This is a genomic window from Streptomyces sp. NPDC051214 (assembly GCF_040682375.1).
Lineage (GTDB): Bacteria > Actinomycetota > Actinomycetes > Streptomycetales > Streptomycetaceae > Streptomyces.
Genome location: NZ_JBFBAT010000012.1, coordinates 194,158 through 216,368 on the forward strand (window position 1 = coordinate 194,158; position 22,211 = coordinate 216,368).

Annotated in this window: 18 protein-coding genes and 1 pseudogene; 14 read left to right on the plus strand and 5 right to left on the minus strand. The window is 68.8% G+C overall.

The window, feature by feature from the left end; all coding sequences use genetic code 11:
• Position 1: 1 nt before the first annotated feature.
• Entirely contained in the window at positions 2-193 is a 192-nt protein-coding gene (locus AB0M70_RS29945) for a DUF4236 domain-containing protein (protein ID WP_365824663.1), read from the minus strand.
• An 882-nt stretch (positions 194-1,075) separates the two neighbouring features.
• Between AB0M70_RS29945 and AB0M70_RS29950 the strand changes: the two genes are divergently transcribed.
• The 4 genes from AB0M70_RS29950 to AB0M70_RS29965 all read left to right on the plus strand — a co-directional run bounded on the left by AB0M70_RS29950 (position 1,076) and on the right by AB0M70_RS29965 (position 5,951).
• Positions 1,076-2,314, plus strand: a complete 1,239-nt coding sequence (locus AB0M70_RS29950; protein ID WP_365824665.1) for a helix-turn-helix transcriptional regulator — start codon at positions 1,076-1,078, stop codon at positions 2,312-2,314.
• A 93-nt stretch (positions 2,315-2,407) separates the two neighbouring features.
• Positions 2,408-2,890, plus strand: coding sequence for a hypothetical protein (locus AB0M70_RS29955; RefSeq protein ID WP_365824667.1), 483 nt, complete (start codon positions 2,408-2,410; stop codon positions 2,888-2,890).
• A 432-nt stretch (positions 2,891-3,322) separates the two neighbouring features.
• Positions 3,323-4,228, plus strand: coding sequence for a S41 family peptidase (locus tag AB0M70_RS29960; RefSeq protein WP_365824669.1), 906 nt, complete (start codon positions 3,323-3,325; stop codon positions 4,226-4,228).
• Between the two features lie 220 nt (positions 4,229-4,448).
• Positions 4,449-5,951 (plus strand): FAD-dependent oxidoreductase, encoded by a 1,503-nt coding sequence (locus AB0M70_RS29965; RefSeq protein WP_365824671.1) that lies wholly within the window; start codon positions 4,449-4,451, stop codon positions 5,949-5,951.
• A 277-nt stretch (positions 5,952-6,228) separates the two neighbouring features.
• Here AB0M70_RS29965 and AB0M70_RS29970 read toward each other — a convergent pair whose 3' ends face one another.
• The gene (locus AB0M70_RS29970; protein WP_365824673.1) at positions 6,229-7,425 is read right to left on the minus strand and encodes a hypothetical protein; all 1,197 of its coding nucleotides are present in this window, start codon (positions 7,423-7,425) and stop codon (positions 6,229-6,231) included.
• Positions 7,426-7,636: 211 nt separating this feature from the next.
• Between AB0M70_RS29970 and AB0M70_RS29975 the strand changes: the two are divergent.
• From AB0M70_RS29975 to AB0M70_RS29990, 4 genes and pseudogenes are all read left to right on the plus strand, one after another.
• Positions 7,637-8,109 (plus strand): annotated as a pseudogene (locus tag AB0M70_RS29975) (transposase); the annotation flags it as partial.
• Positions 8,110-8,420: 311 nt separating this feature from the next.
• Positions 8,421-8,657, plus strand: coding sequence for a phosphopantetheine-binding protein (locus AB0M70_RS29980; protein ID WP_365824818.1), 237 nt, complete (start codon positions 8,421-8,423; stop codon positions 8,655-8,657).
• The gene (locus AB0M70_RS29985) at positions 8,657-9,892 is read left to right on the plus strand and encodes a beta-ketoacyl-[acyl-carrier-protein] synthase family protein (RefSeq protein ID WP_365824675.1); all 1,236 of its coding nucleotides are present in this window, start codon (positions 8,657-8,659) and stop codon (positions 9,890-9,892) included. Before AB0M70_RS29980 ends, AB0M70_RS29985 begins: the two co-directional genes overlap by 1 nt.
• 17 nt (positions 9,893-9,909) lie before the next feature.
• Complete coding sequence (locus tag AB0M70_RS29990; RefSeq protein WP_365824677.1) at positions 9,910-10,794, plus strand: alpha/beta hydrolase; 885 nt, start codon at positions 9,910-9,912, stop codon at positions 10,792-10,794.
• Positions 10,795-10,846: 52 nt separating this feature from the next.
• Here AB0M70_RS29990 and AB0M70_RS29995 read toward each other — a convergent pair whose 3' ends face one another.
• Positions 10,847-11,371 carry a MerR family transcriptional regulator gene (locus AB0M70_RS29995; RefSeq protein WP_365824679.1) on the minus strand — a complete coding sequence of 175 codons (525 nt, stop codon included), beginning with the start codon at positions 11,369-11,371 and terminating at the stop codon, positions 10,847-10,849.
• Positions 11,372-11,399: 28 nt separating this feature from the next.
• Between AB0M70_RS29995 and AB0M70_RS30000 the strand changes: the two genes are divergently transcribed.
• From AB0M70_RS30000 to AB0M70_RS30020, 5 genes are all read left to right on the plus strand, one after another.
• Positions 11,400-12,170: a methyltransferase domain-containing protein gene (locus AB0M70_RS30000; RefSeq protein ID WP_365824681.1), complete on the plus strand. Its 771-nt coding sequence runs from the start codon at positions 11,400-11,402 to the stop codon at positions 12,168-12,170.
• A 272-nt stretch (positions 12,171-12,442) separates the two neighbouring features.
• Positions 12,443-13,366, plus strand: coding sequence for a zinc-binding dehydrogenase (locus AB0M70_RS30005; RefSeq protein WP_365824683.1), 924 nt, complete (start codon positions 12,443-12,445; stop codon positions 13,364-13,366).
• 105 nt (positions 13,367-13,471) lie between these two features.
• Positions 13,472-14,392, plus strand: coding sequence for an AraC family transcriptional regulator (locus AB0M70_RS30010; protein WP_365824684.1), 921 nt, complete (start codon positions 13,472-13,474; stop codon positions 14,390-14,392).
• A gap of 1,108 nt (positions 14,393-15,500) precedes the next feature.
• On the plus strand, positions 15,501-16,478 hold the full coding sequence (locus tag AB0M70_RS30015; RefSeq protein ID WP_365824685.1) for a RimK family alpha-L-glutamate ligase: 978 nt from the start codon (positions 15,501-15,503) through the stop codon (positions 16,476-16,478).
• An 801-nt stretch (positions 16,479-17,279) separates the two neighbouring features.
• Complete coding sequence (locus tag AB0M70_RS30020) at positions 17,280-19,250, plus strand: FHA domain-containing protein (protein WP_365824687.1); 1,971 nt, start codon at positions 17,280-17,282, stop codon at positions 19,248-19,250.
• 140 nt (positions 19,251-19,390) lie between these two features.
• Here AB0M70_RS30020 and AB0M70_RS30025 read toward each other — a convergent pair whose 3' ends face one another.
• The gene (locus tag AB0M70_RS30025) at positions 19,391-19,987 is read right to left on the minus strand and encodes a DUF397 domain-containing protein (protein ID WP_365824689.1); all 597 of its coding nucleotides are present in this window, start codon (positions 19,985-19,987) and stop codon (positions 19,391-19,393) included.
• A 36-nt stretch (positions 19,988-20,023) separates the two neighbouring features.
• Complete coding sequence (locus AB0M70_RS30030) at positions 20,024-21,007, minus strand: AraC family transcriptional regulator (RefSeq protein ID WP_365824691.1); 984 nt, start codon at positions 21,005-21,007, stop codon at positions 20,024-20,026.
• Positions 21,008-21,234: 227 nt separating this feature from the next.
• On the opposite strand from AB0M70_RS30030, the gene AB0M70_RS30035 reads away from it, so the two are divergent.
• The gene (locus AB0M70_RS30035; RefSeq protein WP_365824693.1) at positions 21,235-21,975 is read left to right on the plus strand and encodes a class I SAM-dependent methyltransferase; all 741 of its coding nucleotides are present in this window, start codon (positions 21,235-21,237) and stop codon (positions 21,973-21,975) included.
• Positions 21,976-22,211: the final 236 nt, after the last annotated feature.

Genomic DNA, 22,211 nt, shown 5'->3' on the forward strand with positions numbered 1-22,211 from the left:
GCTACCGGCGCTTGGTTGTGCGGCGCCAGCCGAACGGGCCCGGCAGGTCCATCGACGTGGTGCGCCTGCCGGTGCTGCTGTGGGTGCGGCGGGGGCCGTGATGGCCGCCTGTGGTCAGGGACCACGAGCGCTTGTTGATGTTCAGCCGTACCCCGGGAAGTATCCTGAAACTCTTGCGGAACGTGAGTGGCATGCAATCCTCCTGATGTCCGTCACCGGGTACCCGCTCTGGGCACTTTCGACCCGACACGTGAGGCACGAACTCGCGGTCCGCTACAGCAAGGACGAAATCGGCCAGAGCCCTTTCCGGCGTCAGCTGACGAGGAGGGCCAAGACGTGCTGTTCTTGCGGGGCACGCCTTGGCCGCCCTGTACCGCAACGGCGCCAAGGCCACCGCAATCGTGCCCCATAGGACCGTGAGCTTCGGAGTCCGCCGACCATAACTTACGGTCAGCCCATCGACCTGCTCGGCGAACCCTGCTTTTGTGCAGCCGGGTTGAACACACGCCGGATGGTCAAGGTGATGGACACCCGACGGCTGCCGACTACGTCGTCGGCGAGCCGGCGCTCGTAGACATCTCGACAGAACCCCCACAGCCCGGGCACGACGCCGAGAGCGTCGGTACGTTCCTCGTCACGTTCCGTAACAGACCGCCCTCTGCCACCACTTGTTTAACAGGCACCCCACCAAGGTGCGGAAACATGGTCGTCAGTCACTCCACACTGATCGAGCATCCCGCCCTCCATGACGGAGCGTTTTTGGCGCACGGAAGCACGACCGGCTTCACGCAGATCTTGAATGAGCCGCTTTTGGGCCTTCGCCGTCACCTGGAAGCGCATGTCGGGAGGGGGCGTATGCAGTACCAGCCCCTCCCGTGGCGCAGTTGGCAGCCGCAGCGCTGGGCGCCACTCGATGCCGGTATGGCCAGATCTCCATGGCGTATGGGCGGTGGAGCCTCTCTTGGTATGCCTGGAGGGGGGGTTCCTGGTCGGAGGCCTGACGCAGGAGCGGCCGTGCCCCATACCCTGGCAAGGCGACCTGTTCAGAGATTGGGGCGAGAGCGTGTCTTCGAGTATGACTCCGGACCCGTACGGTGACCCGCTGCGCTTTGGCCAGCGCGTGCAGATTCTGCGCGGGCGGCGCGGTATGACCCAGGGGCAGCTCGCCGACCTCGTCGGTGTGTCGCCCCACACCCTCCGTAAGATCGAGAACGGGCAACAGAAGGTGCCCGGCCTGGAGATGGTGATGCGCATCGCGGAGGCCTTGCGGGTCGCTGACCTCAGTGACCTGACCGGCCGCCTGGACATGCACGTCGATCTGTTCATCGGCCCCGGCCACCCGCGGCTGGCCGCGGTCAAGGCCGCCATCGACAGTTTCCCGCTGGCCTCCGCCGTCGAGCCGCCCCCGGTGGCACATGTCGAGGCCCGCCTGCACGCGGCGTGGAAGGCACGGCACCGCGCACCAAATCACCGCGAGGTCATCGGCCAGCTGCTGCCCGACCTGATTGCGGACGCGCAGTTGCTGGTGCGTCACGCCGACACCAGCAGCGACCGTCGCGCAGCGCAGTCGCTTCTCGCTCAGACCTATGCGCTGGCGCAGTTCTTCATCGCATACCAGCCCGACCCGTCCTTGCTGTGGCGGGTCACCGAGCGCGGCATGATCGCAGCGCAGGAGTCCGAGGACCCGCACACGATCGGCGTCGCGGCCTGGCTCATGGCCCAGGCTCACCGTGACAGCGGCCCCCGCCACTTCGAGGCCGCCGACGCGGTCAACCTTAGGGCTCTGCAATTCCTTGAGCCGCTGCTGCCGGACTCCTCCGACGACGTCCTGGCCATCGCCGGCGCGCTGCGCTTTGAGCTGGGATACACGGCAGCCCGCCGCCGGGAGACGGGCACCGCGTGGGCCCACTGGGACGCGTCCAACCTCATGGCCTCTCGCCTCGATCTGGACTACTACCACCCGGTCACCTCGTTCTCGCAGGCCATCATGGGCGCTCACGCCGTCACCGTCGCCGTGGAACTCCACCAGGGCGCAGAGTCGGTCCGCCAAGCAGCCCGCGCCGACGAGCACACCATCCGCTCAAGGCCGCGTCGCGCACGCCATCGCATCGAGGAAGCCAGGGGCTACGCATTGGACAACCAGCCCGATGTCGCCCTGGCCACACTCGAGAAGGCGCACCGCTCCGCGCCCGAGACGATTCGCTACAACGGCTACGCGCGCAGCATCATCCTCGAGGCCATCGAATCTCCGCGGGCCCCCGGCCGGCGCCGGGCATCTAAGCTCGCAACAGAGATCGGTCTCCTAGCCGCCTGAAGGCACCGACCGCAATCCGGTCGGTAGTCCTCAACACTCGCCCCTACGGTCGCTATCGGACCTGATTGACGCCGAGGACGGCAGGGGCAGACAGTGGACACGCAGCAGTCAGACGGAGCGGTCGCGCTGTGGTTTGCGCAGGCACAACAGGGCGTAGCCCAGGCCAGGCGCGAGTGGATGGATCGCGGTGTTGCGCTGTTGCCGTGTGGTACGCGGTTTTGCGCGGTGCGGCTTTCTGGCCGTCTGGTGCATGCGGCGTGTGGCACCGACCGCACGGAGATGGTGCGGGGGACGCTGGCTGGAATGCTGGCGGGGCCGGTGATCTGTGACGCCTTCGCTTCCCACTACTACGCGCTGGTGCAGCCCACTCCACCCCGGGCGTGGCAGCACCAAGAAGTGGCCCCGCTGTTGGGGACCGGCACCTATCTGGGCGTGCCCGCCACACGGTTGACCCATCCGCCGGGAACGTACTGGCTGGTGCTGCCCGAGCTGCCGGGCGATCTGTGCGCTCTGCCGCCCGTGACGACCTTGATCACCGAAGGCCGGCGCTGTCTGACCTCCCAGGGGCAACCGTGAACGCGCAGATACCCCAAGCCTTGTACCGGGACTACCTCGCGCACCTGGAGACCTGTCGGGAGTGTCAGGCGCAGCAGCCTTGCCCGGCCGGGACCCGACTGCGTGTGGCCGTGCGGGAATCCCGCACCCACGGACACAAGGGAAGCGCCCGATGACGCAGGGCACGCAAGCCTGCTGGCCCTGTGGCGAGCCGATCAGACAGGGCCAGCCCGTCGTTTCCTTCCTCAAGCTCTCTATTGCGGCGGGCGGTGCGTTGCGTCCCTGACCTTGCACGCGATCTGTGCGCAGTGAGCGGGATACATCCACCGCACGCAGGCATAGGCCCCGGCCGTTGCTGTGTCGCACCGGCTGCGGCCGTCCACCCCCCCCTTTGCTTGGAGTCGAGTCCTGATGGATGGACGCTTTTGCCAGCGCGGTGATCTACTCCGGGCCATGACGACTGTGACGAAGCTTCAGCCCGGCCCTGTCATCGAGGAGATGGCTCAACTCCTGACCGAGCACTACGTCTTCCCCGAGATAGCGGGGCAGCTCGCCGACCTGCTGCAACGGCGCCAAGCCGAGGGCGCCTACGCCGTCGATGACGCCCAGGAGCTCGCCCGGCTGGTCACCGCGGATTTGCAGTCCGTCAACGGGGACAGGCATCTGAGCCTGCAGTACCACGCCGACCAAGTGCCCGAGGAGCAGGGGGCGGCGTTCTTGGAGACCATCCGCGGGGACTTCGACACCTCGTTGGGCGGCGTGCCCCGGGTGGCATCGCTCGACGGAGGCGTCGCCGTACTGGAGCTGGCACCGATGCTGTTTCCGCTGCAGTGGGCTGCCGAATCACTGACCGCAGCACTTGCCCTGACCTCCCGCGCCGGGGCGCTGATCGTGGACCTGCGGGCCAACCGGGGCGGCGATCCGGACACAGTCGCCTTCATCTGCAGCCACCTGCTGGACAAGCGCACCCACCTCAACTCCATGTACTGGCGCGACGGGGAACGCACCGAGCAATTTTGGAGCCAGCCACACGTCCCCGGCGCCCGTTTCGGCGGCAGCAAGCCGGTGTATGTGCTGACCAGCAACCACACCTTCTCCGCTGCCGAAGAGCTGGCATACGACCTGCAGCAGCTCGGCCGCGCGGTCATCGTCGGCGAGCGCACTCGTGGAGGTGCCCACCCCCGGGAGAGCTGGACGGTGCACCCGCATCTGGAAGCCTCGATCCCCATCGGCCGTGCCATCAATCCCCTCTCCGGCACGAACTGGGAGGGCACCGGTGTACAGCCGAACATCGTCTGCGCTCCGGCCGAGGCACTGGACCGCGCGCACGCGCTGGCCCGCGCCCAACTGGCTGGCTGACCCCGCGGCAGTACCACGTGCCGACCCTCTACAGGTTGGCCTTGTGGCAGACCAGGTCTCCAGCAGCGCGTACTCGGCGGCAGGCTTGCTATGCCGAGCATGGAATTACGGGCCGGCCCTACTGGGTGATCAGTGCAGGCGAACGGACTCGCGTGCGCATAGCGTCGGGGCAGCGGCTGTTTGGGCCAAGACCTGAGAGCGTGCGGAGGAACGGATGCCTGTGACCCCTTCGGCCGATGTCGTTGTGGTGGGCAATGGCGTGCTGGGCCTGTCCGTTGCTGTCGCGGCGGCGCGGCGTGACACTACGCTTGAGGTAGCTGTGATCGGTCCCCCTGCGCGGCCCCTTGCCGCTTCAGCTGCGGCCGGGGCCATGTTCAACTGTTTTGGCGAGGTCACGCAGTACACCAGCAGGCACCCGGCAGCTGAGGCGAAGTTCACGGTCGGGCGACAGGCCCTGGCGAAGTGGCCTGAGTGGTTGGAGATGCTCGCGGCATCAGCGGGCCTTGAGGCCGACGCACTGCGCGCAAGCCACGTACCAGGGACGTTTGTTGTGCTGGGGGCCCGTTCCGGACGGATCGCCGCCCGGAATTTCGAGGCCATGCAATCAGCTCTGGCCCAGTACGACGAGCCGTACGAAGAAGTCGGCCCTGGGGCGATCGATGGCCTCTCACCCGAACCCGACGCCCGTCCTTTCCGCGCACTGCACCTGCCGCGAGAAGGGGCCGTAGACGCCCGACGCGTGTTGAGCGCACTCGAGGCGGCCTGCCGCAGCCACGACGTCACCCTCGTGCCCTCGACCGTGACCGAGCTGGTTGTCGCAAACGGCAGGGTGCAGGGGGTCCGCCTGTCTGATGGGACGCGGGTTGCCGCAGGCTCCGTGGTGCTGGCAGCCGGCAGCACCAGCACCGATCTCACCGCCGACCTGCTCCCGCCAGGAGCTGTGCCGCCGCTGCTGCACGGCACCGGCCTCGGCCTGATCGTCGAGCCCTCGGAGCGCGGCGCCCGCGAGGTGATCCGCACGCCCAACCGCGCGGCGACATGCGGCATTCACACCGTTCCCCTGCCAGCCAGTGGCCAGCAGTACTTCGGCGCGTCCAACGTGCTCACCAGCGCTCCCGTCGCCGGGCCCGAGTTCGGTGCCGTCAAGGGGATGCTGCAGGTGGTGCGCGAGCAGTTCGACCGGCGTATGGACTCCTGGCCCATCGTGCGGTGGCTGCACGGAGTCCGTCCCATCACCCTCGACTGCTTCCCCCTGGTCGGACCCTGCAGTATCGACGGCCTGATCTTTGCCACCGGCACCTACCGCGACGGATTCCACTGCTCTCCCGTCATCGCTGAACACATCACCAATTTGCTGCTGGACCCTGCAACTCCGGCTGGACCGCAGTTCGGCTGGTTCACCCCCGAACGGTTCCCCATCGAGACCATGACCGTTGAGGAATCGGTTTCTGAGACCGCCGTGCACAGCGTGGATGTGGCCTACGAGAACGGCCTGTCGATGCCCTGGTGGATGGACGACAACTGGATCACTGACCGCGAGTGCCAGACCATCACACGGGTCTACGAAGACCTGGAAGAACCCATCGCCTTCGCACCAGAGATCATCCTGTCCCTGCGGGACCTCGCTCACCCGCCGCAGGTGAAACGCATGAAGGCATACTTGCGCGAAGCTCGCGCCCGCCACGGCACGAGCACCGACCCTCGTACGCCCTCCACCTCGTAGGCGCCAATGCAGCCATACCAGCAGCAGCTCGCGCATCCTCGCGAAGTGAACGGCGGGGCGCGCGGTGACGCTCTGCAGCACCCGCTCCATGCGCCTGTGGTCACCGTGCTGAACGGCCCCGACGAGGGCGGCCAGATCCCCACGTTCCCATCGTGTATGCGCCGAGTCCCAGGCCGGACCGCTAGGTGTTGGGATACCGCCCCCGCCTCCGCGCTGGGTCGAAGCAACCGCCCGCCCCGCTACGAGCCCCTCGGCGCGCACCGGGGCAGGCGCCCGCTCAACTCAGGGTGCGTACGAAGACATCTCCGATCAGGTTGTTGTCGTCGGGCACCAGGCCGGGGTAGTAGGAGTCGAAGACGGCCGTGGATTCGTCCTCGCTCAGTGCCGCGCGGCCTACGGTGACGGGCTTGCCGTCCTGACCGGGCGAGAGCAACTCCTCGTGACCGGTGCGCACCTCGCGCAGGATCAGACCCAGGGACACGTGGTTCGCGTCGGCTGTGTTGAGGAGCAGATTGGAGCCGTCCGACGACAGGTCCGACACCAAGGTGACATCGGTGGGGGAGCGGCCGTCGTAGCGCTGAAGCGTGCCGGTGCGCAGATCGCGGACGAAGGCGTTCCAGGATGTGCTGGTGTCCCCGTTGGGGTCCGTGCCCGGGACCAGGTTCGTCGCCACCGAGTTGAAGCCGACCTTGGTGCCGTCGGCGCTGAGCACCGGCGCCTGCGCCGACCTGTCGGCCGGTGCCCCGTCATGGGTGACATCGGCCTGCACGGTCTTCCCAGTCACGCGGTCGTAGACCAGGATGTCCGCCTTGTCGTCGTCGGACGGCCCTGAATAGCCGACCTGATAGGCCACCTTGCGGCCGTCGGCACTCAGGGAGATGTCCTGGCAGCCACGAGTCGTGGACGGTCCCGCCCGCCACAGCCGCTGACTTTGCCGGTCCAGGAGCATGATCCGGCAGCGGGTCACCCCGTCCTCGTCGGCGGCTGTCTTGGCCACGAAGGCGATGTAGCGTCCGTTCGCGCTGAGTGGAGCCGGGCCGCCGTACGCGCGATAGCCTCGCGGGAGTGCGGGCGCGACGGATTGGGTGCGCCCGGTGCGCAGATCCCTCACGTGCACGGAGTACTGCTGGCTCGTGGCGGACCACGAGGTGAACGTCAGATGGTGCCCCGACTCGGACACCCTGGGCATCATCGTCGATTCACCGGGTACCTCCACACGCTGGAGGGGCGCACCGGGAGCCGTCCGGTAGAAGACGTTGTTGGGCATGTCCGTCCCGGGCAGCAGGTTGTTCGCCGAGGACATGAAGGCGACGACGCGCCCGTCTGCGCTGACGGTCGGATCCACCGAGTGCCAGTTCCCGCCGGTGCCATCGGGTGCGACGCTGATCCGTTCGGTGCGCGGAGGTGGGTCGTCGCTCGCCGCCCCCGCGGGAGAGGCGAGACAGGTGAGGACGGCCGCGAGGCCGGCGGACATACAGATCCCTAACGCGGGTCTCATCAGGTGGTTCCCCCTTCGGCCCGAGCACGGCCACCGCCGCGCTCCAGCCCTCGTGCCCGATGACGGGTATCGCCCGGCACTGTTGTGCGCGGGGCTCACGCGATGAAAGCGCGGAGTGCGGAGCGGGTCAATGCCTGCGCAGGCGACTTTCCCTTGTACGGGCTTCGTTTCGGATCACGGCCGCCGAGCCCAGGCGGATGCCCGCTGCAACGCCGAATACGACCAGGTCAGCGACGAACGCGTCAACCACCGCAACGGCTACCGGCCGTGTGCGTGGGACAGCCGCGCCGGGACCGTCGAGCTCGCCGTCCCCAAGCTGCGTCAGGGAAGTTACTCTCCGCACTGGCATCTGGAACGGCGAGGGCGGGTCGAGCAAGCCCTCATCAGCGTGGTCGCCACCGCCTACCTGCTCGGCGTGTCCACCCGCAGGGCCGAGAAGCTCGCCGCGTCCCTTGGGGGCACCCAGCTGTCCAAGTCCCAGGTCAGCGCGATGGCCAAGCACCTGGACGAGCAAGTCGCGGCCTTTCGCAACCGGCCGCTGGACACTGGGCCTATGCGTTCGCCGGGGTGGATACGCTCACCTAGAAGGTCCGCTAGGACGGCCGCATCATCAACGTCCACGCACTGATCGCGATCGGCGTCAACGCCGACGGACACCGACGTGCCCGTGCGTTGCGCCCTGCCCCCGGCGGAGCCGTGGGGTGCGACGAACGCCCGCTACAGGTCTACTCCCGACCCGTCGCCAACGCCCCTGCGCGAACTCTTCGCCCGGGCCTGGCGAACACGTTCCATCTGACTGGGTGTTTGCTCCGCAGACCTGTGCTTGGTGCCGGGTTGCACGGAGGAATCAACATCCGTACGCAATTCGGTGATCCGTAAGAGTTGTCCATGCCCCTCCGGCGCCACTTGGTGCGCGGCCTGCCGTTGTCTAACCAATGCCTTCATCACTGCCGAGCGAGGAGCAGCAAGTGCTGGATACCGCGGACCACGTCACCGACCTGCTGATCAGGATGTACCGGCTTTCGCCCACCTCCGTGGTTCCTGATGTGCCGCTGCACCAGCTGCGCATCGACTCGCTCGCTTTGGAGGAGTTGCGGCTGGTGCTGGAGGACGAACTGGACATCGACCTGGAGGACGTGAACCTGACGTCCCGCAGCACCGTTGGGCAGCTGGTGGACGTCGTGGTCCAGAAGTCAAGGGCGGCGTGATGGCCGGGACGCAGCACGGCGCAGCCGCAGTGACGGGGCTTGGCCTGGTGACCGCCGCGGGCAGCGACGCCAAGCAGACCTGGAGCGAGATCACTTCCGGCAGCGCTCCCCGGGGAGTGCGCACCCTGGAAGGGCTACAGGGCCTGCCCTGTGACTTCATGTACACGGTCGAGGGACTGGACCTGGAAGCGGAGCTGGGCCGGGCCACGCTGCTCATGGACCGGTTCGCCCAGCTGGCGGTCGTCGCGGCCCGACAGGCCGTGGCCGATGCAGGGCTCGACCCGGCCACCTGGGACAACTCCCGCGTCGCGGTGGTGGTGGGCACGGCCCACGGCGGCCTGCACTTCTACGACCAGCAGCAGGCCGTCCTCGACCAGCGGGGACCTCGCAAGGTCTCGCCGAAAGTCGCGCCGCTGAGCGTCAACAACAACGCCGCCGGCAGCGTCTGTCAGGACCTCGGCGCCCGCGGGCCGAGCCTGGCGGTCAGCACGGCCTGTGCCTCGGGCACCGACGCGATCGGCACCGCGCTGGGCTGGCTACGCGCCGGCCGCTGCGACATCGCTGTCGCCGGCGGGGCGGAGGCCCTGCGCTCGCGGCTGTTGTTCGCCAGCACCTGCCGGATGCGGGCGCTGTCCACCCGGATGGACGACCCGGCGGCCGCCTGCAGGCCGTTCGATGTGGCCCGGGACGGCTTCGTCGTCGGTGAGGGTGCCGGGATGCTGGTGCTGGAGCGCCCGGAGCACGCCCGGGCCCGCGGCGCCACCGTCCGGGCGTGCCTGGCCGGGTACGGGTCGTCCAACGACGCCTTTTCCCCCGTGGCCAGCGACGAGGAGGGGGCGGGCATCGAGCGGGCGCTGCGGGCCGCGCTGGCCGACGCCGGCGCCGCTGCCACGGACATCGGGCACATCAACGCCCACGGCACCTCGACCGTCATGAACGACCTGGTCGAAAGCGCCGCTCTGTACCGCGTCTTCGGCGACCGCCCGCTCGTCACCTCCACCAAAGCCATGACCGGCCACGCCCTGGGCGCCGCCGGCGGCATCGAGGCCGCCTTGACCGTCCTTGCCCTGGAGGAGCAACTGATCCCGCCGACAGTGAACCTGGACGTACAGGACCCGAGGGTGCCCGTCGAGGTGGTGGCCAAGACCGCCCGCCCCGCACAGCTGGAGTGTGCGGCCTCGTCCTCGCTCGGTTTCGGCGGCCACAACGCCGTGCTCGTTCTCACCCGGCCCTGACCGAGAGGACCCCTGCCATGGAGTCTGTTCGCACCCTGACCGTGGACGGACTGTCCTACACCTACCGGTCCCTGCGGCCGGCTGAGTCACGGACCGAGCCCCTGGTCGCGCTGGGCGGCGCCTTCCAGGGCATGTACGACTGGCCGCAGTTGGAGGACGACCTCACCGGCGTGGCCGACCTGGTGACCGCTGACCTGCCCGGCTCCGGCGACTCCGACCTGCCGCGACCCGAGCACACCCTGGAGATCCTCGACGCGGCGCTCGACGCCATCGTCGACGACCTGCGTCTACCGCGCATCAACCTCTATGGCTATTCCTATGGCGCGGTCCTCGCCTTCCGGTACGCGCAACGTCACCCGGAGCGCTGCGCCCGCCTGCTGCTCGGAGGCGTCCCCGCCCACCTCTCCGAGGCGCCCTTCACGCGCTACAGGCAAGCCGGAGCGCTGCTGCGCGCCGGCGACGCGGAGGGCTTTGTCACCCAGGTCACCGCGGAGATGTTCTGCCTGGACGAGAGCCGGCACGTCCACCGCCGGGAACTCGCCCTGCGCTACTTCCGGCGCTCCCTGCTCAAGACCTGCCGCCAACCGCACGCTCCCTACCTGCTGGAGCGCGCCCTCGGCACCCGCACCTCCCTCATGGGCGGCCTGACCGGCGTACCCACCCTGGTCTTCGCCGGCGAACACGACACCCTCACCACCCCCGACCTGCAACGCGCCTTCGCCTCGACCATCGACGGCAGCGACTTCGTGACGATCGCCGACTGCGACCACATGATGCTCCTCGAACGCCCCGACGCCGTCACCCACCTCATCACATCCTTCATCACCGACAACCGGTCACTCTCCCTCTCATGCCACGTCGACGGCCACTTTTGCGACAAGGAACACCATCGATCGCTCTGACGAGTAAATGGCGCCACCCCACGCGTCGGGGCACGTAGGGGACTTGCCCCTCCTACTTTCGGCGCGCGACCTCATCCACGCAGCCGCTCCCGTCGCCGACGGCGCGGGTGCGGTCGAGCACTCGCCGGACATCCAAGTCCCCCTGGCTCGCCCGTGCGCCGGCGTGGGAGCCGACCTGCTCGGCGATGAGCCGAAGGTAGTTCGGGCACTGGGTGACGTCCTCGTACTCGCAGTTCAGGCCGCCCTCGATGAGCTGCAATGAGGCCTGGGCCGCGGCGATGGTCGATCGCAGCTCTTCGGCCTCGGCACGCAAAATCTCGTGCCTCGTAGCGCGCTCGACGCTGGCGGACAGGCTCCTGATGGTGTCCAGGCCGAGGCCGGCCTTCTTGAAGATGAGGATCGTCGCCACCCGGGTGAGGTCGTCGGTGCCGTAGCGGCGGCGTCCGCCGGCGTCCCGTACGGGGTGCAGCAGGCCCATCGCCTCCCAATGCCGCAGGACGTGCGTGGCGAGACCGAACCGTGCCGCAAGAGCGCCGATGCTCATCGCGCTCGCGCCGTTGTCTGCGCTTGACTTCATGTTGACATTAAGTCGCAGCCTGGTGTCCATGTTCAAGAACCAGGAAGCGGTGGGAAAGCACCGCGACACCGAGGCCCTGCTGGCCGTCCTCGACGCGGCGGACCAGATGCCGAACGCCGGCCTGCTGCGGGCCCGCTCCTACGAACTGCTGTCTCTCGTCCCGGGCTCGACGGTCGTGGACGTCGGCTGCGGTGGCGGACGCGCCGTCGCCGAGCTGGCCGAGCGTGGCGTCCGCGCGGTGGGGGTGGATCCCGATCCACCGATGCTGGCCGCGGCCCGGGAACGGTGGCCGGCGGCCGAGTTCTGGGAGGCGGGGGCGGAGGACTTGCCGTTCACCGACGCAAGCGTGCGCGGCTACCGCGCCGACAAGGTCTTCCACGTGCTTCGGCAGCCGGAGCGCGCGGTGGCGGAAGCGCGGCGCGTCCTGTGCCCGGGCGGCAGGATCGTCCTGGTCGGGCAGGACTGGGACGCCATCATGGTCGACTCCGATGACGCGGCGCTCACCCGCACGATCGTGCACGCCCGCGCAGACCTCCTGGGCACGCCCCGCGCCGGCCGCCAGTACCGCAGTCTGCTCCTGGACGGCGGCTTCCATGACGTCACCGTTGAGGTGCACACCAGCGTGTTCACCGATCCCGCGATGCTGCCGCTGCTCGACAGGCTCGCCGAGCCGGTCTGCACGAGCGGCGCCGTCGGTCGTGACCAGGCCGATGAGTGGCTCGCCGAACAGCGCCGACGCGCCGAGGCCGGCCGCTTGCTCATCGCCATGCCCTTCTTCGTGGCCGCCGCCTCCGCCTAGAGAGCACAGGGAGCACGGGCTGCGGCGACCTTCTCGACCGGAAGACGACGACCACGCCTGTCAGGCACTTGTGGCCGACGCGGGTTTCCCTTCCGGCCGGGGGGGGCGGCTGGGGTGACACAGATGGTCAACTGATTGATTCTCACGGCTCTGGTTGCCCTGCCGGTGCTGCGCAAGGGTTGTTGGAAGGCGCCAGTGCGGCAGTTGCGCACTCGATTGGTTGCCGCGCCGCGTGTTCAGGCGCTCCCGCGAGAGAAGGAAACCCACCCCCTATGCGTGCCCTTGTGGTCGATCACAGCGAGGCCGGACCCGTGCGGTTCGCCGACGTCGATGAGCCCTTCCCGTCCGCCGGCGAGGCATTGGTGGAGATACGGCATATCGCTCTCAACTTCGGAGAGTTGAACTACGTCGACCAGTGGCCGGCCGGCGCGGTGCACGGGCATGACGCGGCCGGCGTCGTGGTGCGGGCGGCATCCGACGGCTCGGGGCCGCCCGCAGGCACGCGCGTCGCGGTGGGCATGGCTCCCCACGCGTGGGCGCAGCGGATGGCGGTCAGCCCCGCCTCGCTGGCCACTGTCCCCGAGGGTGTGGAGCTGGCCGACGCCGCCGCGCCGGGGATCGCCGGAGTCACCGCCTTGCGGGTGCTGCGCACCCGGTCCTTGCTGGCGCGCAGTGTTCTGATCACCGGTGCCAGTGGTGGTGTGGGGCGCTTCGCCGTCCAGCTGGCGGCCCTGGCGGGCGCCAGGGTGACGGCGCTGGTCGGTTCGCCCGAGCGGGCCGCCGGACTGCGTGAACTGGGCGCCGGGCAGGTCCTGACCGACCTGTCCGGGTCGGCCGGGGCCGGGGCGGGGGAGCAGTTCGACCTGGTCCTGGACACGGTGGGCGGGCCGCTGGCGGCCCGGGCCTGGAGTCTGCTCGCCCAGGGCGGCACCCTGCACCTGGTCGGCTACTCCTCGGGGCAGGAGACCCTCTTCCCGCCAGGGGCGCTGTTCGGCTTCGGCGCGCCCCGCAGCATCGCCACCTACGGCGACATGACTCCGACCGGTGGCGAACTGGCGGACCTGCTTGGCCTCATGGCCGCCGGGAGGCTGTCGGCGCCGGTGGGCCTGCGGGGTCGCTGGCAGGACGTGGACGAGGCGGTGCGGGTGCTGTTGGCAAGGAAGGTGCACGGAAAGGTCGTTCTGGACGTGACCTGAGCCTGCGGACGGGAAGACATGTGCCGGCCGGCGGTCGGTCGGTGGGCGGTGCGCAGCGGTTGGTGTGCGGCGGGTGGTGCGCGGTGGTGGAGGAGAATGGGCCCCATGGATGTGCTGGCGGAGGCCTTGCGTGTGGCGGGTGCGCGCGGGGCGTTGGGGGTCAGGTTGGAGGCAGGAGGAGCCTGGGGCCTGTTTCTGGACGCCTCGCCGGGAGCGGCACTGCACGTGGTCTCCCGGGGCACCCTGTGGCTCCACATCCGGGGTGACAAACCTCTTGAAGTGCAGGCCGGAGATGCCGTCCTTGTGCCGTCGGGCACGGCACACGGGATAGCCGGCAACCCGGACGTGACGATGGGTTCCTGCGACCGCGAGGCGGCGGCCCGGTCCTTCGGTGACGGCCGGGCCCTGCGGTTGGGCGCGGCGCCGGTTGATACGGAAGTGATCGTTCTGCACTACGCGCAGGACGATCAGGTGCACACACCGGTGCTGTCCTCCCTCGCCCGGCCGATGCACGTCTCCGCCCGCCAGAACGCGCAGCTGGCACGGACCGCCGAGCTTCTCGCCGCCGAGCTCGCACAGCCGCAGATCGGTACCACCGCCGTCGTCAACAGCATCGTCGACCTGCTGCTCGTGCAGTTCGTCCGCGCCTGGCTGGCCCGCCACCCTCCGCAGGAGGAGCCCGGTTCATGGCTGGGCGCGATGCGTGATCCCATCGTGCGCGACGCCCTGGCATGCGTCCACGCCCAACCTGCCCACCCCTGGACCACGCAAAGTCTGGCGGCCGCCACCAGCGTCTCGCGGGCTACGCTGTCCCGGCGTTTCCGTGCCGCCCTGGGCCAGACGCCGGGCGCGTACGTGACGCAGTGGCGCATCGACCTGGCCTCCGTCCGGCTCCGCGACACCGACGAGCCCCTCGAGTCGATCTCCGGCGCGGTCGGCTACGGCTCCGCGCACGCCTTCAGCCGGGCCTTTAGGCGTGCCCGCGGCACGGCCCCGGGCGAGTACCGTGCCCGACTCCGCCAGTGATCCGGCCCCAGCCCCGGCGGGCTTCGCCCGATAGGCGTCGCGCAGTCCCCGCCAAGGCCGGCACGGCAAGCGGGACGCTGAGGCGGCCGGGCAGGCGGCGAAGGGCTTCTGTAGATCCCTGATTCCGGGCCGGCCACCCACGTCGCGCGGCGCCGCTATGGGCGTTGTCTGCGCTGCGTGTGACGCGGGATGCAGCGGATCGTGGTCGGGCCGTCGTTAGTTGCTGCCGTGGGGGGGGAGATGGACATGATGGGGGAGGCGAAGGCTGGCACGTCCATCCGCGTGGCGAGCTGGGCAGGGGACGAGGCCGTCTTCGTCTAGCTACTCGGCGATTTCGGCCGAAGCTCCCGACGCGTTGTGATCGAGGAAGTGCGCTGCGAACAGATCACCGGGGCGCATGGGGGTTGTCCCTCGTCGGCGCTCAGTGGTTTCACTGTTGCGATCGGTGGTCCGCCGGGGAAAGCGGCAGATTGTCGACTGCGGCAAAGTGCCCCGAGACCAGGGAGAGTTGTATACGGCCCCCTGCTACGGCCCGAAAACGCTGGCGCCGGCCCGCGCTGCGAGGAAACGCATGGCGTCCACGCCCCCGCTCGGCCCGATTCCGTCAACGGTGTTGCCCTGGACGCACGGGGCCGGGTGCTGTTGCTCCAGGAACGCTGGCGAAGAACGGGAGCTGCCCGGTGGTCGGCTGGAGGCAGCAGACGCCGGCCTCGAGCGCACGCTCGAGCGCGAACTGCGTGAAGGTCCGGCTGGAGTGTCAAGGCGAGGCCGCTCCTGGACGTCTGGATCTACCAGCCTCTCCCGGCCCTGCTGCGGTAGCGCCTGCGCGTCCAGCCGCGGGGCGCGTGGGCCACAGATCCGGCGTACGGCAATAAGGGCCGCCGGTCGGGCGCTCCCATGCCATCGGCAGCTGCGGGCTGTCATCTCCCGGCTCCCGGGCGCGTTCTTCACCGAAACGGCGCGCGTGGAGCTGTTGAGCTGCGGTAAGAAACGCCTCATCATTGTGCTTCCTGCGACACCGTGAAGTCACATCCGGAGCAGAGTGGTTGCGCTGGGGACCAAGCCCGAACCGGTCGGCAGGCCAGCCGACGAAGACGCGAGGAGACGGGTGACGACAACTCAGCGCACTCCGTCCGGGGACCTGGCGCCGGCGGACGTGTGGATGCTGGTTGCGGAGCAGCGGCACAGGGGACTGCGCCGCGCCAGCCACGAGCTCGCTACGGCGCTCGCCGCCGCCCATGGCCACCGCTTCGTCATCTGGCACACCGATGAGTTGCTCTTCGGCATCCACAACGGGCGGCTGGTGCTGTGCACCCTGGGAGGCATGGACCTTCCCGCCCCCCGGGTGGTGTGTGTTCGCCAGATTCCCGGAGGCATGCGGCTCGACCGCGAGGTGACCTTGTTGCGGCACCTGGAACGCATGGGCAGCACCCTCATCAACACCGTCGAGGCCCAACTCACCTGCCGCAACAAAGTCCGGCAACTCCAGGAGCTCGCCCTGTGCGGGCTTCCCGTACCCGACACCCTTTCCTACGCGACCGCCCCCCTGGAAGGCGTCATCCGCAGCCCCCACCTCAAGGCCCCCTGTGTGGTGAAGTCCGTCAACGGTACAAAGGGCGATCAGGTCTTCCTCGCCCCCGACAGGCAACTGCTGTGTGAGTTGGCAGGCAGCCTCGGGCAGGACGCCCCGTTCCTCTTTCAGGAATACGTGGCCAACTCCCACGGCCGCGCCCTGCGCGTGATCGTGGTTGACGGCGAGCCGGCAGGCGCCGTACTGCATACGTCCACCGATGGCACGCTCACCGCGAACGTCGCCAAGGGCGGCTCCGCCACCCTGTGCCCGGGCCGCTACCCAGCGGCGGAACAACTCGCCGTACGTGCGGCCGGCGCCCTGGGCCTGCACATCGCCGGAGTGGACCTGCTGATGGCCTCGCAGGACGCCTACACGGTGTGTGAAGTGAATGCCGTCCCGGGCTGGCGTCCGGAGATGACCGGAGTCACGCCCGCCATCACCGCTTGCATCGCCCGCCACTTGGCTGCCCGCGACCGACCCACCGCGCCGGGGGGCGCGGTGCCCTTGCCCTGACGTTCTTGGTGATGGGTATGGGTGACACGGGCAGGTGGCGTATCGACCAGGGCGTGCTGACCGGAGCCATCCTTTGCCGTGTCCGGCGGAGGCCGCGTCGATCAGGTCTTGGAGCCCGGAGGGCGGGTCCTTGTCCGTCCAAACTCGCCACCACCGGTTGAGGGGGACGGCGGGGGGTAGCCAGGAACGGATGGCTCGTAAGGCCCGGAACCAGCAGGGCTGTTGGTGCTGGTGGGGGGGAGGCCGGGCAGGCCGCGAAGGCAACCTCGACGTGTCCGTGTAGCGGCTCTTCCCTTGAGGCCGACACGGGCTCGATGGCCAGCGTCGCCGAGCCCCCGTCCACTGCTTGAACGGCCGTTTCCTCGCGGCTCCTCCGGTCTTGCGCGCTGCATCGCGAAGGGCGTCCGAAGTAGGCAGATGCCCCTTGGTGCGCTACTGCCTACTTCGCCTGGTGGGGGAGGGGGGGGAGGGGGCGGGTTGCCGTGGTGAGTGAGGATGCTGGTTGACCCTGCGTCGTGCGTGTAGGTGGCGTGCGGTCGCCCGGCCGTGCCGGGCACCCCCGATGAGCCGTGCGCTATGCGGTGACGTGGGCGGTCGGTGTCGCGGAGCAGGCCTGCGACTCGCTGAGTACGTCGTCGAGGGCCGCGCCCGGGGGCGGGGCGTCGGTTTTCGGGCAATCGAAATGTCTTGTTGAACGCGCGACTGCGCCGCGCCGTATGCAGTCAGTGAGACACGGCGACCGCGGTTCGGTCGCCCCGCCGCACGTTCTGGCCCGTCGAGTGAAGGGAATCCGAGGACCTCATGCCTCCTGAGATTGTCAGTCATCAAGGCGCCCTGGCCGGGGAGCGGTTCGGCATCGGCGCCAAGCCCCTCACCTTCGGCCGCAAGCCGGCGAACGACGTGGTGATCCGCGATGCGAGCATCTCGCGGTTCCATGCCGAGGTACGCCGTGAGGGACACGGCTTCATGCTGTACGACCTGGGAAGCAGCAACGGCACGTACGTCAACGGGGAGCGAGCGACCTCTCATGTGCTCCAGCCCGGCGACCTGATCACCATCGGGGAGGAAACGTTCCGCTTCGAGGCGGCGAATCCGATGGAGACCATCATGGACCTGTCCGTGCTGGGGGCGCTCACGCCTCCTCCGGCCGGGCAACCGCTGCCGGTGCTCAAGGTCACGGTGGCGGGCGGCGGACCCGTAGGGCTGGCTTTCGCCCTCCTTCTCGAATCGCTGCTCGGCCCCCGGGCCACGATCACGGTCTACGACGGCCGCTGGACCCGGGCCGGGGACAGAGTCCTCTGGAAGGACGCCAAGCAGGGCAATGTCCGGCGGCAGCAGGTCGTCACGGTCCAGAGCCGTCAGTATCTGGGGCTTCCCCGCGAGGTGCAGGCGAGGCTGTTCCGGGACGGCGCGTACAGCGAGATGTGGCCGGCGGGCCCGGACTCGATCGACGGTCACAACCCCCGCAACATTCGCATCGCCTACGTCGAGGACACCCTGCTGGAGATCGCCAACGAGAAACCGGACCGCATCCGTCTGGTGCCGGAGCGGTTCGACCCGGTCCGGCACGAGAAGGCCGTGGCCGCGGACCACGTGCTCGCCATCTGCGAAGGAGGCCGCTCCCGGACGCGTGAGCACTTCGCCGAGAAGTTCGGCCAGGCCGACAAGTCCATCTACTCCCTGGAAGGCGCGCATCTTCAGGACGTGGTGCTCGGTTTGAAGGTGAAGTCGCGGCTCCCGGATGCGATGTCCGTGCTGCTGACCGTGGCGCAAAACCGCTTCCTCCTCAACTCCCTGCACGGCGAGGGTTTCCTCAACATGCGGCTGACCGACGAGGAGGCGAAGGAGGTCGTGGGCATCGACCCCGTGCGGCAAGTCTTCGAGGACTGCATCGCCTCGCGTCCGTGTGTGATGAACCGGAGCGAGGACGGCGACTTCTGCTGCGACACGCACAACTCTTTGTTCCTGCCCGCCCTGATCAAAGGCTCCGCGCTGTGGAAACGGGTCAAGGAGGGCTTGGCACTGTTCGCCGTGCCCGAGTCGGACTTGAGTGCCGTCACTGCGTTCCGGCTCGACATGGTGCAGCGGCCGCGATTCACGGCACGGCTGTATCCCAAGACATCCGCAGGACCCGGCACGTACGGGTTCCTGCTCGGGGACGCCGCCAACGCCATCCACTTCTGGCCGGGGCGCGGCCTCAACAGCGGCTGGGGTTCGGTCATCTCGCTGGCCCGGTCACTGAGCGGCACCTGGCGGGGGCGGCCGTTCCGTGACGCGGACTTCGTCCGGCATGAGGCGGCCATGTCGATGCTCCAGTACCGGCACAAGAGCCGCGCCTGGAACTCCATGATCACAACGGACGAGCAGGGGGTGACCCGGGCCATCAAGGACAAGATCCAGCAGAGCATCTCGGAGTCCATGGAGCAGGACCGGGAGCAGGACCGGGAGTCCGACCTCGAAACGCTCATCGAACAACTCCGCACCATCCGCCACCGCTTGGCGCCCCGAGTTCCTGGAATGCCAGATGACGCGACATTGCTGCAGCACTTGGACACGCTGGACAGCCGGACTCTCTACACCTTGGTCCGCAGCGGTGCGTGGGACACGCAGATCGTCGGCGGCGAGGAGGTCGACATCGACATTTTCTACCCTGCGGAGCGGTTGGACTCCTCTCCGCCGCCGTTGTCCTCGCCCCTGGAGGAGGCGGGCTCCTCTCCGGGGCCGTCGGAGCCGGCCCGGGGTCGCGGACGTCACCCTGAAAGCGTGGCCTGACTGGATCTGCTGGATTGCGGTCCGCCGATCCGGATCAGCGCCTGGGGGCTATGAGTGCTTCCAGGGCGCTGCGGCCGGAGAGGAACGGGCTCGGCGTCGCCGCGCACGCCGCCGAGCTGTCTTCCCCGATACGGGCTTCCTCAATGTGCCTGAGGAGGTATCCACGCTCTGGTGGCCGGGTGCGGTTTCATGGTGATGTTGCCGTCACTGACGCTGGTGACGAACGTGCTCCAGGTGCTCCGGGCGAAGACCAGTGCGGGGCCCTGCTTGTCCTTCGAGTCGCGCACCCCCACCCCCGCCGGCAGTTCGGCGGCCTCGATGCAGTAGTTGCCGGTGCCGTCGCTGTACGAGGACTTGTACCAAGCCGATTCGGGGGCGATGTCGGTGGAGGGCTGGTGGCTTCGGTGAGTATTGATGGCTACGCTGCTTTCCGGTGAGTGCTTACGGGAATCCGATGGGCTTCTCGGGGCCGAAATATGCCCCGGCCATCGTGCTCGAGGTCCGGGCCGGCGCCGACCCCGGCCCGGACCTCCTCCCGTGTCGGGCAGTACACCGTGGCGGGGTCCAGCCGCATGTGCGCTGCCGACCCGCCCGCGGCTGTTGGGGGGCGCCGACGGGCGGTGACCGGCCCGAGGGGGAGTGGAGACGGGCCGGCCGGTGTCCGCGCGGCGCACCTCCGAGGCGGACGGGCGAACACCTGGAACCCTAGGGCGTGGTGGTCGCCGCGCACGATCCACTGAACGCGGCTGTTGTCCGCACAGCGTGGGCCGTGGTCACCGGGCACGCAGTGTCTGCGAGGGCAGTTCGCCGAAACGCGCTCGGTAGCGGGACGCGAAGCGGCCCAGGTGGCTAAAGCTCCAACGATGGGCGACCTCGCTCACGTTCACTTGGCCCGGTGTGCCGCGGCGCAGTTCGTCGTGGGCGCGGGTGAGGCGGACGTCGGTGAGGTAGGCCAGCGGGGTCATGCCGACGTACTGCTGGAAGGCTTCTTGGAGTCGCCGCGTGCTGACACCGGCGAGCGCGGCCAGCTCCCCTACCGTGAACGGGTGTTGTGGCGTGCTGTGCATGGCTTCGACAGCACGCTTGACGGGGCCTGGGCGCAGGGCGGATTTCGGCCGGTCGAGCTCATCGCGGTAGCGGTGGCCGGTGGCGAGCAGGAGTCCGGTCAGAAGGGCCTCCTGGAGCGGGCGGGCGACCATCGGCCGGGTGAGCAGTCCGCCGGCTTGCATCCCGTCGAACACCGCGCGGATCATGCGTACCCAGCTCAGACCCGCTCCGTGCGCGACGTCGAGTTCGGGGGTGAGGGCGACGGGGGTGCGCAGCGGCCGGCCGAGAAGGCGTTCGAGTTGGTGGTTGAGGGCCTTGGGGTCGATCTTCACGGCCAGCATGGAGCAGTCGGTGCTGACTCGATCCAGGGTCGTGACGCCGTGGGGCTGGAAGACGGCGGCGTTCGCGGGGGTCGCCACCGCATCGGCGTGCCTTCCTTGACGCCAGGCCAGGTGGCCGCGCAGGGGGATGTCTACGTGGTAAGAGCCGAGTTCCCCGAAACTGATGCGCACCTCCGTGCCGAAGGAGAGTCGTCCGAGTGTGAACGGACCGAATGCGGCGATGTCGTACCGGGCCAAGAACTCACCGCTGCCGTCGGGCACATCGATGAAGTTGGCGTAGAAGCGCTGGTGGATGACCTGCCGAGCCTCGTCCACATTCGTCGACCGGAACTTCAGCAAATCCTGGCCCTGGTTGGGCGAGTTGTGCATACCGCAATCTCCTGCGCCTGTGAACCGTACGATGATGAAGATCATCGTCTCTCATGGCCTGCTGGCATAGGGCGGCTGCGGCGATGTGCAGTGATAGCGATGGCCCGCCAGGGCAGGCCGGCGACCGGATCGTGTGCATGGGTTGAGCCGGGGCCGGACCAAGGCGAGGGCCGGCCGGTGCCTTTAATCGTGTTGACCAGCGCGGCCTGCACTGCTGGAGTCGGCGCGTGGACAGTATCCCCGCCAACCGGCGGCTCTGGAATCAGATCAGCAGCGCCTACCAACAGAAGCATGACCCGCACATCGGCGCGGCACCGCGGCTGTGGGGCATGTACTCCATCCCCGACGCGCACCTGAACGCCCTGGGCGACGTCACCGGCAAGCGTGTCCTGGAACTTGGCTGCGGCGCGGGCCAGTGGTCCAGGGCGCTGGTCGCCGAGGGCGCCACCGTGGTCGGGCTCGACCTGTCCGAAACCCAACTCGCCGCAGCAGCCGGTGCGATGGGAAGGGACCGCTATCCGCTGGTGCAGGGCGCGGCCGAACAACTCCCTTTCGCCGCGGAGAGTTTCGATCTGGTGTTCTGTGATTTCGGTGGGCTCAGTTGGGCGCCCCCGAACTTGGCCGTCCCGCAGGCCGCACGCGTGTTGCGCCCGGGCGGGCGTCTGGTGTTCAACGTCGCCAGCCCCTGGTTCGAAGCGTGCTACGACCAAGCGGCCCGGCGCGTGAGCACGACGCTGCAAACCGACTACTTCGGGCTGCACACCATCGCCGAGGACGAGGGCGCGATGAGCTATCAGCTCACCTACGGCGACTGGGTCAGAGTTTTGCGCGGTGCGGGTCTCATCATCGACGACCTCATCGAGCCGCGGCCCGAACGGGCAACACTCAACGGCTACAACGAAACCGATCCGCCCGACTGGGCGCACCGCTGGCCGGCGGAACTGCTCTGGGTGACGCACAAACCATAGGTTTCGCCGCGCCAAGAGGCGAGCCGGTGGCTGGGTGACGAGCGGGCGTTCGCCGCCGGCCTGGGCTGGGGCAGGCCGACTGGGCCCATGCCGCAGTCGGAGGGGCGTCGATGTTCCCTCGGTTCAGCGCGTCCTACGTGGTGCCGTGCCCGTGACGGTGCTCGACCCTCAGTATCCGGTCCATGGGCGTCGTCACCGGCGTCGGCATACGGCAACGCGCCGGTCAGCTTCAACGG

What these genes read in the sequence shown, in the direction of transcription:
- AB0M70_RS30010 (WP_365824684.1), top strand. Translation starts at nt 13,472, where the DNA reads ATGGATGTGCTGGCGGAGGCCTTGCGTGTGGCGGGTGCGCGCGGGGCG.
- AB0M70_RS29950 (WP_365824665.1), top strand. Translation starts at nt 1,076, where the DNA reads ATGACTCCGGACCCGTACGGTGACCCGCTGCGCTTTGGCCAGCGCGTG.
- AB0M70_RS29945 (WP_365824663.1), bottom strand. Translation starts at nt 193, where the DNA reads ATGCCACTCACGTTCCGCAAGAGTTTCAGGATACTTCCCGGGGTACGG.
- AB0M70_RS29990 (WP_365824677.1), top strand. Translation starts at nt 9,910, where the DNA reads ATGGAGTCTGTTCGCACCCTGACCGTGGACGGACTGTCCTACACCTAC.
- AB0M70_RS30030 (WP_365824691.1), bottom strand. Translation starts at nt 21,007, where the DNA reads ATGCACAACTCGCCCAACCAGGGCCAGGATTTGCTGAAGTTCCGGTCG.
- AB0M70_RS30020 (WP_365824687.1), top strand. Translation starts at nt 17,280, where the DNA reads ATGCCTCCTGAGATTGTCAGTCATCAAGGCGCCCTGGCCGGGGAGCGG.
- AB0M70_RS29970 (WP_365824673.1), bottom strand. Translation starts at nt 7,425, where the DNA reads ATGTCCGCCGGCCTCGCGGCCGTCCTCACCTGTCTCGCCTCTCCCGCG.
- AB0M70_RS30005 (WP_365824683.1), top strand. Translation starts at nt 12,443, where the DNA reads ATGCGTGCCCTTGTGGTCGATCACAGCGAGGCCGGACCCGTGCGGTTC.
- AB0M70_RS29960 (WP_365824669.1), top strand. Translation starts at nt 3,323, where the DNA reads ATGACGACTGTGACGAAGCTTCAGCCCGGCCCTGTCATCGAGGAGATG.
- AB0M70_RS30000 (WP_365824681.1), top strand. Translation starts at nt 11,400, where the DNA reads ATGTTCAAGAACCAGGAAGCGGTGGGAAAGCACCGCGACACCGAGGCC.
- AB0M70_RS29995 (WP_365824679.1), bottom strand. Translation starts at nt 11,371, where the DNA reads ATGAAGTCAAGCGCAGACAACGGCGCGAGCGCGATGAGCATCGGCGCT.
- AB0M70_RS29985 (WP_365824675.1), top strand. Translation starts at nt 8,657, where the DNA reads ATGGCCGGGACGCAGCACGGCGCAGCCGCAGTGACGGGGCTTGGCCTG.